This window comes from Paenibacillus sp. P46E, from assembly GCF_001909095.1.
Taxonomy (GTDB): domain Bacteria; phylum Bacillota; class Bacilli; order Paenibacillales; family Paenibacillaceae; genus Paenibacillus_AQ; species Paenibacillus_AQ helianthi.
In genome coordinates, this window is the sequence record NZ_LVYZ01000060.1 from 46082 (window position 1) to 60561 (window position 14480).

Genomic DNA, 14480 nt, shown 5'->3' on the forward strand with positions numbered 1-14480 from the left:
TTATCATGTATGAGATTATGCTGGTGGACGATGAGAAGGGGGTTCGTAACAGTATCAAAGCCAAAATCGATTGGGAAGCCGCCGGCTTCCGGATTGTCTCGGAGGCTTCAAGCGGCAATGAAGCGCTGCAGCTGCTGGAGCAGGGACCGTTGCCGCAACTGGTCATCTCCGATATTCGTATGCCGCAGATGGACGGCATTGAATTTATCCGCATCTGCAAAAAGAAGTATCCGCTGCTGAGGACGGTTGTGCTGTCAGGATACTCCGACTTTGAATATCTGAAATCGGCAATACAGCTTGGAGTGAAGGATTATTTGCTGAAGCCGGTAGCCCGCGCAGAACTGAATGAGCTGCTTGGCAAGCTGGGTGAAGAAATTGAACAGGAGCAAAAAAACCTGCAGGCCTCTCGGCAGGATCTGCTGCGAAAGAATGAGCAGCTGCGGATGCTGCAGGAGAATTTTTTGCTGCAAATGGTCAAAGACGAGTGGTACAGCTTGGCGGCTATCAAGGAACGGCTGCAGCAGCTCCAGCTGACCCCGTTGACGGCGGATGATCTGAAGCTGCAGTTTGTCGCTGTGGAGATGAGAGTACCGGCGGGGCGGATGTCGGACCCGCAAGAGCGCCGGGATCTGCTCAATTTGGCTTTTCAGATGCTATGCCGGGAGACGGCTGCTAAGCGGAAAGGAATCTATCCATTCAGTGATGTCGCCAATTCAGCGATGATGTATTTTCTGGTTATTATGAAGTCGGGGCCGGAGCATGCGGGTCGAACGGACCGGTTCGTAGAAGAACTGAAACGAAACATCGCCAGTTACCTGAAGCTGGAATGTGTGACGGGGATTGGCGAGGAAGTGAAGGGACTCAAGCGGTTGAAGAACGGTTATGCTTCGTGCATGCTGTCCTGGAGCCAAAGCACCGTGTATAAAGATGGAGAGGGCGAACGGAGCCGGGTGATGGAGCTTACGCAGGCATTTACCCCGGAGATGGAGCGGAAGCTGGTGCAGGCGATTGAAAATTTGGACATGAGCACCTTCCGCCAGCAGCTTGACACCATTTTCAGCAGCGAAAGAGATACGCCTATGTTTGCTTTTACCTTTCTGGCCCTGCGGATGCTGCTGATGTTCAGCTCCATCGCCAAAAAGTTCGAGCTCGGCGGTTCCGCCCTGCAGAAGTATTTGTGGAACTGTCAGATGACCATTGCCGAGTACCAGTCGCGTGAAGGTGTGCGGGGGCAGATAGATGAACTGGCGCAGCTTGTCATGGACGAAGTGAAGAAGCTCCGCTTCTCCAGCGGACAGCATATGGTCGAAGCGGTTAGAAAATATGTGGAGGAGAATTTCTCCTACGAATTGACGCTTTCTTCCCTCGCCGAAATGTTTCATCTGAATGAGACCTATTTATCCGGGCTGTTCAAGCAGCATGTGGGCATTACGTTCAGCGACTATGTCACCAAGCTGAGAATGACCAAGGCGGAGCAGCTCTTGCAAGAGAATGAACTGAAGCTGACCGATATCGCCATGCTTGTCGGCTATTCCAGTTCCAGCTATTTCAGCACCTCATTCAAGAAAAACAGCGGCAAAAGCCCCAAAGATTACCGTGAATGGTATTTGAAGAATCACCCGCACGGCTAACTGGCTGTGGGGAGTATAACCGGCGCTATGCAAAGTCTATGGATGTTAAACAACGGCGGTAGTTTGTTACTGTAAGGCAAAACCCGGGACATGTAAACGACATGTTTTGGGTTTTGCCTTTTTTCTGTTACTCTACCAGTTTTTCAGTCTTCTGCAGCATTTCTCGTAAAACGTGAGCGACCCGGCTAATCTCACCAAACCTACTTGCGGACTCCAGAGCCGTTAATGCGTCAATAAAGTATACTTTAGCCTTCCGTGCGGACTCAGGTGACGTTATTTCAACGATACAGCGAGGAAATAGCCCACTTTTCTGAGAATAACTGCACTGGAGTCCGCAAAGGGAAAGAAAGTACCGCGTTTCCACATATAAGGGCTTTGGAGTCCGCTTAGTTTTTGTGATTGAGATTTTAGACTTATAGGTGTTCCCGCTTTATCTGTTAGCACTGTAAGCAGGCGATTTCTGGAGCCGACTCAGAAGACAAGAGGTGTGCCCCAGTGAAGCTGATGAGGAAGTTCAGCCGAGCCAGGAGGTTCCCCACTCTGGGGAATGGGATAAAAGAATGGAGTGGAATTTTGGAACTGGAGGAGCGGTAGCGACCGCCTTTGTCATCGGATTTCCACCGCGAACAGCAGGTTATATCAAGAAATCCGGGGACAACAGCGGCCGGAAGTCCAAAACTTCCGCGGAGTGACGCTGGTCCCATTCTCCCCCTCCCCCTGAAAACATCACAACTTCCCAACCGATCATATTGAAATGATTTCTCTAACCGTTCAGCTACAATAGTGTCAACTAAACAAGGAATAGGAGCATGCAGCATGAATGTTTCGGGAGAGAAGCAAGCACATAAAGAGAGCATACGGCTGGCGGAGGAGGCGGTGGCAGCACAGGCGGAGATTGCTGCACGTGATGACTACCGGCTGCAGTACCACGTGCTGCCACAGGCCGGCTGGATGAACGATCCGAATGGGCTGATCTATTTTAAAGAGGAATACCATCTGTTCTATCAGCATCACCCCTATAGTGATAAGTGGGGACCGATGCACTGGGGCCATGCTGTAAGCAAGGATCTGGTGCACTGGAAACACCTGCCCATAGCTTTAGCACCTACGGAGCCTTATGAGCTAGGGCAGGAGGGCGGTTACGGCTGCTGGTCCGGCAGTGCTGTGGAGAATGATGGCAGGCTTACCTTGATCTACACCGGGCATGTCGACGGGCGGGAACCGATGGAAGTGCAGTGCGCGGCGAGCAGCACAGACGGTGTTATTTTTGACAAACATTCCGGCAATCCTCTGATTCCGAGTTCGCCCGATACAGGGAATTTCGGCTTCCGTGATCCTAAGGTATGGCGTCATGAAGATTTGTGGTATATGGTGCTGGGTTCCGGGAAAGACGGCAAAGGGAAGGCGCTGCTCTACCAATCGGAAGATCTGGAGCGGTGGGAATACATGGGGACGGCTGCGGAGAGCGATGGTACCCAAGGGGACATGTGGGAATGCCCCGATTTGTTCCCGCTGGGAGATAAGCATGTGCTTGTGCTGTCACCGATGAATATGCAGGATGCCAAAAATTTATATATGACCGGAGAAATGGATTACACCAGCGGAAAGTTTACACCGGGGACTCAAGCGAAGCTTGATCATGGTCCTGATTTTTATGCCGCACAGACTTTGCTGGACGGCCAGGGTAGAAGAATTATGATCGCCTGGATGGATCACTGGGGTTCAGAGATGGCCCGCGAGGATCGCGGGTGGTATGGGGCAATGACATTGCCGCGGGAGTTAGTGCTCCTGCCGGAAGGCAAGCTGGCTTCGCGGCCGGTTCCCGAGCTTGAGCTCCTGCGGGAGGCTGGAATAACAGCTTCTGGGGTGAGCCTCTCTATGGGGACTGATGCAACATGGAGTGTTAGGGATGGACAGGGTTTTGAATGGATTGCTGAATTTGCTATGAATGATACACAAGCTGAGCGTCTGGAGATTACTCTGCTTGCGGCAGAGGGAAGCGGGGAATCGACGGTCATCCGCTATTTGCTCCGGGAAGAGAAGCTGATCCTGGATTGCAGCGCTTCCGGCCCTGGCGATGCATCGATAAGTGAAGTTTCAGTAAGCACGGAAGCACCAGATGCTAATGGAGGATCGCTTAAACTGCAGGTATTTATCGACCGTTCTTCAATTGAAGTGTTTGTAAATGATGGCCGCTATGTATTGACAAGCCGGGTGTATCCGTCTGCTCTAACCGGCGGAATAACGATGAGGGCTGAGGGTGGAAGTATAACGCTGGAGTCGCTGAATATGTGGAATCTCAAATCTATCTGGAGTTAGTCTGGAGGGGCTATGATCAAAACTACAAGCAAATTGGCAGGTGTGGCTGTAGTACTGCTTGTTATCGCAGGGTGCAATATTGGCGGTAACAGCAATCATACCAGCAATACTTCTGATTCTAAAACTCCGTCCAATGCCATCTCTAATACGGCACCTGCGGCCTTTCAGTTTTCTGCGATTCCCAATTACTACACGGAGCTGTACCGCCCGCAGTATCATCTGTCGCCGGAAAGCGGGAATATGAGCGATCCGAACGGAATGGTTTATTTTGAAGGTGAATATCACCAGTTCTACCAGAACAGCGGCCAGTGGGGTCACGCCGTCAGCACGGATCTGATCCATTGGCAGCACCTGCCGGTAGCGCTTCTGCGCGATTCGCTCGGGGAGATTTGGTCAGGCAGCGCCGTGGTGGACTGGAAGGATACGAGCGGTTTTTTTGGCGGAAAAGCGGGATTGGTTGCGATCTTCACCCATTTCAAAGGAGGAACGCAGTCGCAGAGCCTGGCTTACAGTTCTGATAAGGGACGCACCTGGACCAAATATGAGGGCAATCCCGTGATTCCGAATCCCGGACTCAAGGATTTTAGAGATCCCAAGGTGTTCTGGCATGAGCCCTCGCACGCTTGGGTGATGGTTGTCTCGGTGGACAACCGGGTGAGATTCTATACCTCACCGGACCTGAAGACCTGGCAGCTGGCCAGCGAATTCGGCGCCGACCAGGGTTCGCATGCCGCCGTCTGGGAATGTCCGGATTTGTTCGAGCTTCCCGTGGAGGGCAGCAAGGAGACCCGATGGGTCCTGGCGCTCAGTATCGGCAATAACCGCTCAACCCATGGCTCGACAGCGCAATATTTTATCGGCAGCTTTGACGGCAGGACGTTCAAGAATGAGAATGAGCCCTCCAAAGTGCTGTGGACCGATTATGGAAAAGACTTCTATGCTGCAGTGTCCTACTCGGATATTCCGCAGACGGACGGCCGCCGGATCTATGTCGGCTGGATGTCCAATTGGCGCTACCCGTTCTCTATGCCAAGCGATCCGTGGAAAGGGAATATGTCGCTGCCGCGGGAGCTGAAGCTGCGCGACATTCCCGGTGAGGGATTGCGCCTCGTCCAGCAGCCGGTGCAAGAGCTGGAGGCCTTGCGCGGCCAAGCGGTCAAGGTGGGGATCCAGCGGCTGGAGCCGGGTAAAAATCCCCTGGCCAGCCTGCGTGGCACTTCCTATGAACTCGATTCCGAGTTCACCGTGCAGGGAGAAGCGGAATTCGGCTTCAAACTGAGAAAGGGCGGAGAGCAGGAGACAATTGTATCTTATAACAACATGAATTCAACACTAACGGTGGATCGAACTAAATCCGGCGACAGTTCATTTGAAGCCGGGTTTGCCGAAACAGTTCAGGCTCCCTTAAGAGCGGTAAACGGTAAGATCAGGCTGCATATCTATGTGGATGAATCGACGCTGGAGGTGTTCGGCGCAGACGGCGAGACTGTGGTTTCCAGTATTCTTTTCCCGGGGGCTACCAGTAACGGGCTGGAGTTGTATGTGAAAAAGGGGAACGTGACGCTGGACCAGGCCGTCTTTTATCCGATGGCCAGTGTATGGCGGGATGAGGATCCGGACGGTTCGGAACCGCTTCGCGTCCTGCTTAGCCAATCCAGTGTAGATGTTCCGCTTGGCGGCACTGTGGCAGCGGCAGCGGCGGTCGTTCCGCTAACCGCTCCCCAGGATCTTACTTGGGTATCGGGTGATGAGGCCGTTGCACAGGTGGAGAGCCGCAACGGAACATCCGCTGTCGTAAAGGGGCTGAAGGAAGGCCAGACGGAGATTAAAGCCCTTGCTCCGGGTGGGCAAATTTATGCCGTAATGAACGTGTACGTCTATAAACCGGATTGAAATGGAGTGAAAAGATCATGACAAGCGTTACAGCGGCAGCTGAGTCTGCCTCCAAAACTACCCCCCCCGGCAAAAAGCCCCGCCAGTATCTGCGGGGAGAAGAAATGACCGCCTGGTGGTTCGTGCTCCCTTCTTTTGCTTTGCTGCTCATCTTTGTGTTCTATCCGATGCTGCAAGCCTTTGTGATCAGCTTTCAGAATTATAACCTGGTGGCATCGAGCCGCAGCTTTATCGGATTGGACAATTACAAGACTCTGGTGACGGACAGGGATTTCCTGGCCAGTCTCAGGCATTCGTTTCATTTTGCCATCATCGTTATTCCGATTCAGACCGGGATCTCGCTGGGATTGGCACTGTTAATCCAGAAAAAGTTCAAGCTCACCGGTCTGTTCCGCACACTCTATTTCATTCCGGTTGTCATTTCTACGGCAGTGGCCGCAACGGTGTTCAAACTGATCTACAACAAGGAATTCGGGATTCTGAACAATGTGCTGAAGACGTTTCATCTGCCCACTACCAATTTCCTGTCCAACCCGGATACGGCGATGAACGGCGTGATCATGCTGGGAATATGGAAAGGCGTAGGCTTTTTCATGATTATCTTCCTGGCCGGACTGAACAACATTCCGCAAGATTTGTACGAGGCGGCCCGGGTAGACGGTGCTACAAAAATACAGCAGTTCTTCCGTATTACGCTTCCTTTGCTGAACCGTACCATGGCCTTCGTTGTGATTATGACGACAATTGATGCCATTAAGCTGTCCGGCCTTGTTTTTGTATTGACCAGTGGAGGACCCAACGGGGCTACCGAAACCGCTGTCTATTATATTTATAAAATAGCCTTCCAGCAGATGCAGATGGGCTATGGCACCGCTGCCGCCTTTATTCTGTTCGCAATTGTTCTCGCCATCTCGCTCGTGCAAATGAGACTGTTCCGGAACGCGGAATATTAATGGAGACGCCTCTGTAGTCAATTTTGCTGCAGGGGAATCTTAAGGAAGCGGCTGTTTCGTAAAACTACTAGGAGGAATCCACATGAACCGCTTTGCAAGCATTGCCAAGTATACGGTTATGACCGTCCTGGCTGTCATTTCAATTATCCCGATCCTCTGGATGATCTCGGGTTCAATACGCCCTTATGAGGAATTGTTCAAGTACTCCACCAACCTGAATATTCATTTGTTCGTTCCTGTTAAGCCAACGCTGGCTAACTTCAAAGAGGTTATCTTCAGTGAGGGCAACCCATTTCTCCGCTATATCGCGAATACACTGTTTGTTGCAGGGATTGTAACCTTGCTGGTGCTGCTAGTGAATTCGATGTCGGCGTTTGCTTTTGCCAAGCTGCGTTTCCGTGGGAAAGCGGTTGTCTTCGCACTGTTCATGTCGGCGATGATTATTCCCGGTGAAGTAACGCTGGTCCCAAACTATCTGCTGATGAATTATTTCGGCTGGCTTAACTCCTATAAGGCGCTGGTGATTCCTTCGATGCTGTCTGTGTTCGGAATCTTTCTGCTGCGGCAGTTCTTCGCGGAGATTCCGGATGAGATTCTGGAGGCGGCCAAAATCGACGGAGCCTCGATGCCGCGAACCTTTTCCCGTATTGTCTTGCCTGCGGCTGTTCCACCAATGATCACCCTTGCGCTGATGACCTTTCTTGGTAACTGGGATTCATATCTGTGGCCACTGATCGTTATCAATGACGAAAAGAAACAGATGATCCAGGTAGCCATAGCCGCTTTTTCCTCGGTGGAAGGAACAGATTGGTCTAAGATTCTTGCCGCAAGCACCATTTCCACGGTTCCGATCCTGATCCTGTTTCTGTTCCTGCAGCGCTATTACATTCAGGGCATTACGATGTCCGGTGTAAAAGGGTAATGATACAGCTATTCTGCTGATCTGATTTTATAACAAAGGAGTAACAAACGATGAAATACGATACGGTGGCGCTCGGCGAGCTGTTGATAGATTTTACACCGGCGGGGCTGTCGCCCGCGGGTAACCCTTGCTTCGAACGCAATGCCGGTGGCGCTCCGGTGAATGTACTGGCCGCATTGTCGCGGCTCGGCAGGCAAACGGCTTTTATCGGAAAAGTTGGCGATGATCCGTTCGGTCAGTATCTGCGGGAAGCATTGGTGGCAGAAAAGATCGATGACATTGGGCTGGTCGAGACGAAAGAGGCCCATACGACGCTGGCGTTTGTGCATTTGGATGGTGACGGGGAGCGGAGCTTTCATTTCTGCCGACATCCAGGCGCGGATGCTGAGCTGACTTTCAACGAGGTGAACCGTGAACTGCTTAGCAGCACACGGATCTTTCATTTCGGGTCGATCTCCATGACCACCGAGCCTGCTTACAGCGCTACAGTTCAGGCTGTCCGGCTGGCCAAATCGCATGGGGCACTTATTACCTACGATCCTAACTGGCGGCCTGCGTTATGGAAGGGTGATACCCATAGCAGGGCTGCGATGGAAGAAGGGCTGCATCTGGCAGACATCGCAAAAGTATCTGAAGAAGAACTGGTCTTCCTGACGGGAAGTCAGGATTTGGCGGATGGAGCAGGGCAGCTCTTGAACAGCTATCCTATCGCGCTATTACTCGTCACGAGGGGAGCAGAAGGGACTTATTATGCCACCCGGACAGTGTCTGGCAGTGTGGGCTCCTATCCGGTAACCCCAGTAGATACCACAGCAGCGGGTGACGGCTTTATGGGCGCTTTTATTTACCGGCTGCTGGAGCTGGGTAAACCGGTGTCGGAGTGGGAAAGAATTGAACTGGAAGGGGCGGTGGCGTTCGCCAACGCGGCAGGTGCCATAGCGGCCACGCGGAAAGGGGCAATCGCCTCCCTGGCAGGATTGGATGAGATTGCTGCGCTGCAGCATCGTGGCGGAGGAAACGCAGATTCGATCTGATCAGGAGCTCGGATACTGCTGGTCGCCGGGGGCCTGTACCGGGGGCTGACCCCATAACGTGAGACAAATTAAGAACACCTTCAAGAGAACGGAACCCGGTCGTAAGATAGGGAGATAATCTTGGAGGTGTTTTTGCGTTGGCAGCCAGATTGAGCTACCCCGTAGAAATAAAGATAAAAGCTATAATTTTGGATCTGTACAACGGAGAGATTGTCGCTTACAGTAGAGCGGACAAGTATGTTGCTCCATAGCGACCAGGGCAGAGATCTACATAATATTCCGAATGAGATAACGTAAGTATATATAAAGGTGAGGTGCTTAAAGATGGGGGGATTGGTAGATAATTCTTTGAGTTTTACAAAGCAGTGTTTTGTGTATTTTCTTATTTGTTTGGTTGTATTCAATTTTAGAGTGTTTTCTTATCCAAATGAGCAGGTTAATATTGCTGGAGGCATAGGACCTGATCCAGTAAAGACAAACCATGACTTACAACTTCAACGCGCCTTTGGGACGGCACATGTCACGGTGAAGAAGGACGGAGGCATGGATATTGCATTCAGTTTTAAGCTGGATTCGCGTGCGGAGTCGCTGGCGGGCGGTACCATTGAGGATCTGCTTCGCAGCAGACTGCAGGCGGCGGGGATTGAACTGCACAAAACAAAAGTCGGCAAATCCACGGAATATCAATTTCTGAAATCCTATGCCTCCATACAGGATGTGAAGCTGAATGCGGGAAGCCCCGATATTGTGGACACGCAAGTAGACACCGAAAACAAGTGGCTGTACACCCGTTATGATGTGATGGCACAGCCTAAGCTGAGCGCGTATTCAGATAAGATTCTGGACGGACTTGGAACACTGAGTGTACCGAAGCCACTGGCCCGCCTGCTGCTGCGGAGCTTGGCGTTAGATTTCCAATTAACACTGCCCTATAATCTGTACGGCTCCAACAATGCAGCCGATCAGGACGGGAACACACTGACCTGGCATATCACAATGGCCGATTCTGAGCCAATGCGTCTAGTGGTATATGTGCCGGACATCAGGAATATTGGGCTTGCCGGAGGTGTGGTTATTGTGATGCTGGCGGCTGGAGTCCTTCTTTTCATCCGAAGAAGAAAATCGCGCAAGCCTAAAGCCTAAACATCCGCCAACGCCCAAAAGCCATGGTCCCAAGGAGCCTGCTCCTTCTGGGCCACGGCTTTTTGAGAATAGGTTGCCGGAATTCATAGCTTTACCCTTTACATTCTCCCGTCAATAATCATCCGGTGCCACCCGCTGTCTTGCGTTCGTATTCTCGCGGTATTGGCCGGGAGTCCTCCCTTCCTGCTTACGGAAGGAGCGGATGAAATTCTGCGAATTATTGTAGCGGAGCCGGGCAGCGATATCCTTGATCGGCATGTCGGTCTCCTCCAGCCATTTCTTCGCCATCTTGAACCGGTACATGGCGAGGTATTCGCTGAAGTAATACTGTGTTTCTTTGCGGAACACACTGCTGATATAGTTCGCATTATAGTGCAGCCGGGAAGCACATTCCTCCAGGGTAAGGTCCTTGTCATAATCATGCTGGACGATATCGATCAGCTTCTCCGAGATATTATGGTACTGGGCATTCTGCCTGCTCCCGAAGATGCGGATCATCGGCTGGATGACCACCGTCCAGAACCAGTCCTCAATCTCAGCGACAATATGGATATCCGTCAGCTCCTCGAATAATGAGCCGTTCACCGGATGAATCTGGCTCAGGCTGATCCCTGATTCCTGCATCATTATCAGGAGATTGTTCAAGAGGCGTGTCAGGGGAATCTGGCATTCCTGCGGGGACAGCCCCGGTGAGAAAATACAGCTGAACACCTTGTGCAGCAGGTCCATTGCCTTCTCGGTATCTGCCAGCTTAATGGCGTCCATCAGGTCATTTTCCTTATGGGTGGGATAGCTCAGATTGAGATAATGGTTGCCGGAGTTGATATTTTCGTATTGAATAATGATGCCTTTACCCAGTGTGATCCGGTGTTTCAAGGCTTCAAGGCCTTCCTTGTACGCAATCGACATTTTATCGAAGGCATGGAAGGGCAGGCTGAGTCCGATACTGGCTTCCAGCTTCAGATAGTTGTTGATCTTCTGCTGCAGAGATTCGGTCAGTGAATAGAGTGTTTTGTGGAAAGACTCCGCATCGCCATCATCACTCCCGATCAGCGTCACGACCGTATGGTCCATGATCACCGGCGCCAGCCGGTTGCTTGAGGGAACCAGCTCTTCGATCATATTATGCACGGCGAACAGCAGCAGGCTGAGGTCTTTTTTCTGATAGTTGTTCTCTTCGGAGAAGTCGATACTGGTCGTAATTACAGCCATGGTCTGCCATTCCTCCAGCTGGGTCTGGTAGCCGAATTGCTCCAGCTCCTCAAGCAGCTCCCGCTTCTTGATATTCCCCTGAAAGGCCTTGATCAGGACAAAGGTGCGCACCTGCTGGATATGCTGGGCAACCTCCTTCTCAAGCTGGGACTTGGACTGGAACAGATGATGAACCTGCTCACCGATGATCTGAAACTCATTCGTATGCCGTTTCCGGATATCCGGCCTGCGCTGGCCCATCTGGTTCAGCAGACGCTCTATGGGCGTGTACATTTTACGGGAGCCGAGCCAGGCCAGCAGAACGGAGAGCAGCAGCATGAGCGCACATACATATACGGTGTAGGTTCCGATTTTGTTAGACTCTTTGGTCAGACTGGCGATTGAAGTCACCGAAAGATAGATCCAGCCGTTTTGCTGGGAACGCGTATAGGTGATGGAATAATCCTTATTGTCCATTACGGTCTTGAACTGCCCCGATGGGCTGGCGGCGCTGGAAATTTGCGCGAAATCCTTGAAGCCGCTGGCTGCGGCCGGCTGGCCAATGAGGCTCCGGTCCGGGTGCAGCAGAATCCGTCCGGAGCTGTCCAGAACGATAATGCTGTCCAGTGGCTGCAGATCGGAATTGATGAAATCCTGCAGGCTGCAGGCCGGAATATTGGCAATCGCCAGCCCGTATTTTTGCAGCTTGGTAGTGGGCAGCTTCTTGATCAGGCTGATGCTGTATTCGCACCCCGTAACGTTAATACTCTCCTCACTGTAGAACAGGGAAGCGGGATTGAGGACCCAGGAAGTTTCGTCAGGCAGATTAATCAGGTTGGTCAGCTGCTCGTAATTCTCGTATTCATTCAGACGGTAGAGCCCGGAATTTTTGATCATCCAATTCTGCCGCTGGTTCAGCAGGATCACATCCTCCAGCTTGGTATCAAAAGATTGCATATTGCGGATTTCCGTACGTATGTCATTATATAAAATGAAATCGGTTACATTTAGCGGGTTGTTCAGAGCCTTTTTCAGTACGGAGGAGTTCACGACCTGATTTAAGGTTTGATTGACAGTAGCCAGCTTATGCTCTACATTGGATGTAATTTGTAAAATAAGTTCCATTTTGTTACGGTTAACATTTTTTTGAATTTCACTGGAGGATGTGAAGTAAGAAAAAGACCCAATGAACAGCACAGGCAATGTGCTGAGGACAAAGGCGAAAATGGTTAATTTGTTCAGGAAGCTTAAATGTTTCAATAGATTCAGCACCTTTTGATAAAGTAGAAGCATTCGCCTGTCTTCAGTGTATGCATCACGAAGGATAATAACAATAATCATCTGGTGCCGCAATAATCATTTTCTCTATTTATCCCTATCAAATGCAATTTGTACATCAATTAGGAGTGAAATGTATAATTTATAAGCCAGGAGGATACATAGATGTTCAGACCGGACTTGGGGCGCAGGGCTGCCCGATATAGCTGTGTGCTGGTTCTGCTTATGATGATGATTATGTTAAGCGCTTGCAGCGGGGAGGATGCTGAAGGCAGCGGCTCCGGCGGAGAGGTTCCGTCGATTTCCATCCTGGCACCACTCCATTTCCCCCAAACCCCGGCCAAAGATATCGTTGCGGAGATTGAGAAGCTGACCGGTGTGGGACTGGAGATCACTTGGGTTCCAGAGGGCGTCTATACCGACAAAATGAATACGGCGATGGCGACCGGCTCCCTGGGTAAAGTCACATTTGTGAAGGTTACGGATTATAATCTGGTCAAAAATGCAATCCGCTCGGGGGCCTTCTGGGAGATTGGTCCCTATCTTAAGGATTTTCCGAATCTGAAGCAGCTGGACCCCTCGATTCTGAATCAGACTGCTGTGGACGGGAAGTTCTACGGCCTGTACACGGAGCGCCCCTCCTCCAGACAAGGGATTATCATCCGCAAGGATTGGCTCGATCGTCTCCATTTGAACAAACCGCAGACGCTGGAGGAGCTGTATAACGTCATCAAGGAGTTCACCTATAATGACCCCGACGGCAACGGTAAACCGGATACGCTCGGGCTGGTCGACCGCAATGATCTGGTGTATGGAGTATTCAAGACGCTTAGCTCCTACTTCGGTACGCCGAATAACTGGAAGCTGGTGAACGGCCGGTTCATCCCTGAATTTGAGACGCCTGAATATATGGATACGATGAACTTTATGAAGCAATTGTACAATGGAAAAATGATGAATCAGGATTTCGCCTTAACCAGCAAGGAGGTGCAGCGGGATAAGTTCATACGGGGCAGCGCTGGCATGTTCATCGGGAGTATGACCGATGTGCAGCGTCTCTCGATTGAGGCCCAAGCCATCAATCCCGCCGCCGAGCTGACCTTGATTAACCGGATCCAAGGGCCGGATGGCTATAAGGTATGGTCGATTCCCAACTACAACGGGCTGTATCTATTTTCCAAAAAGGCCATTGCCACGGAGAAGGAGCTGAAGGAAGTCCTCGGATTTTTTGATCGTACGATGGATAAAGATGTAGCCAATCTGATGAAATACGGATTTGAAGGGCGGCATTATAAGCTGGAGGACGGCAAAGTGATTCTCCCGGAAGAAACCTCGCAGCTGCGTGTGAATGAGGTAAGTCCGCTTTACTCCCTGATGATCGCAGATATCGGCAACAAGAACATTATGGAGGTGGCGCAAAAAGAACAGCTGACCGCCCTCGCCGACCAGCTCAGCGAAGACAATGAGCAGTTCCTGGTCGATGATCCGACCGTCAGTCTCAGCTCGCCCACTTTTGACGAAAAGAATACCGAGCTCTCGGCCATTATCGTGGATGCCACCTACAATTATATCCTGGGCAATATCTCCGCCGAAGGCTTCCGCCAGGAGGTAGAGAAGTGGAAGGCAGGCGGCGGCAATCTGATTATTCAGGAGTATAGGGAGGCGGCGCGGACGGCAGCGGGAGCTGGGAAATAAGAGGCATAGACCCTAAGTTGACCTATAGCTGAGCTCCATTCAAACCCTTTTCTGTGACATATCGGTAGCGTAGTAAGTAGCGGGGAGGCAAAGCCCAAAGCCCCAAAGGCAAGCTTTCTCGTTATTTTTATGTTTGTCGTCAGTTTTCTTTGTGCTTGTATTGCTGATGACCATCATCTACACCCTGTACAGGTGCCATACTATATTGATATATTCGGCCATCCTCTTTGCGATAGAAATATCTATTGTCTCTTTCATCATTGAAAATAACAGTTGTACTTACCAATGGGGCCTTTCCAACTTGTGTATATATTTTATTTATATCTGTTTTTGTGTAACCTCTTTGATTAAGTAAGTAGGATTGAATTTCTTGATTCATTTTATTTTTAAACATTTGGAGGCTTATTGTAGCTCCTAATAC

At 50.9% G+C, this 14480-nt stretch carries 11 protein-coding genes; 9 read left to right on the forward strand and 2 right to left on the reverse strand.

The features are described 5' to 3' along the window. Positions 1-5 precede the first annotated feature (5 nt). From A3849_RS23140 to A3849_RS23175, 8 genes are all read left to right on the forward strand, one after another. On the forward strand, positions 6-1631 hold the full coding sequence (locus A3849_RS23140; protein WP_074113503.1) for a response regulator: 1626 nt from the start codon (positions 6-8) through the stop codon (positions 1629-1631). Positions 1632-2191: 560 nt separating this feature from the next. Further along, positions 2192-2323, forward strand: a complete 132-nt coding sequence (locus A3849_RS33675) for a hypothetical protein (RefSeq protein WP_256700891.1) — start codon at positions 2192-2194, stop codon at positions 2321-2323. Between the two features lie 124 nt (positions 2324-2447). Beyond that, the gene (locus A3849_RS23150; protein WP_074113505.1) at positions 2448-3950 is read left to right on the forward strand and encodes a glycoside hydrolase family 32 protein; all 1503 of its coding nucleotides are present in this window, start codon (positions 2448-2450) and stop codon (positions 3948-3950) included. 12 nt (positions 3951-3962) lie between these two features. Then, positions 3963-5843: a GH32 C-terminal domain-containing protein gene (locus tag A3849_RS23155; protein WP_074113506.1), complete on the forward strand. Its 1881-nt coding sequence runs from the start codon at positions 3963-3965 to the stop codon at positions 5841-5843. A 17-nt stretch (positions 5844-5860) separates the two neighbouring features. Beyond that, a complete protein-coding gene (locus tag A3849_RS23160) occupies positions 5861-6796 on the forward strand; it encodes a carbohydrate ABC transporter permease (protein ID WP_083613633.1) in 936 nt (311 codons plus the stop codon). Between the two features lie 82 nt (positions 6797-6878). Then, on the forward strand, positions 6879-7718 hold the full coding sequence (locus tag A3849_RS23165; RefSeq protein WP_074113507.1) for a carbohydrate ABC transporter permease: 840 nt from the start codon (positions 6879-6881) through the stop codon (positions 7716-7718). A gap of 50 nt (positions 7719-7768) precedes the next feature. Beyond that, complete coding sequence (locus A3849_RS23170) at positions 7769-8752, forward strand: carbohydrate kinase family protein (RefSeq protein ID WP_074113508.1); 984 nt, start codon at positions 7769-7771, stop codon at positions 8750-8752. Between the two features lie 543 nt (positions 8753-9295). Continuing rightward, entirely contained in the window at positions 9296-9895 is a 600-nt protein-coding gene (locus A3849_RS23175) for a hypothetical protein (RefSeq protein ID WP_143191884.1), read from the forward strand. 111 nt (positions 9896-10006) lie between these two features. Here the strand turns inward: A3849_RS23175 and A3849_RS23180 are convergent, their stop codons facing one another. Beyond that, positions 10007-12346 carry an AraC family transcriptional regulator gene (locus A3849_RS23180; RefSeq protein WP_074113516.1) on the reverse strand — a complete coding sequence of 780 codons (2340 nt, stop codon included), beginning with the start codon at positions 12344-12346 and terminating at the stop codon, positions 10007-10009. A 183-nt stretch (positions 12347-12529) separates the two neighbouring features. Between A3849_RS23180 and A3849_RS23185 the strand changes: the two genes are divergently transcribed. Beyond that, a complete protein-coding gene (locus tag A3849_RS23185; protein ID WP_074113510.1) occupies positions 12530-14059 on the forward strand; it encodes an extracellular solute-binding protein in 1530 nt (509 codons plus the stop codon). 139 nt (positions 14060-14198) lie between these two features. On the opposite strand, the gene A3849_RS33065 is transcribed toward A3849_RS23185, so the two are convergent. Continuing rightward, positions 14199-14480: hypothetical protein (locus A3849_RS33065; protein WP_074113517.1), on the reverse strand; the 282-nt coding region annotated here is incomplete at its 5' end.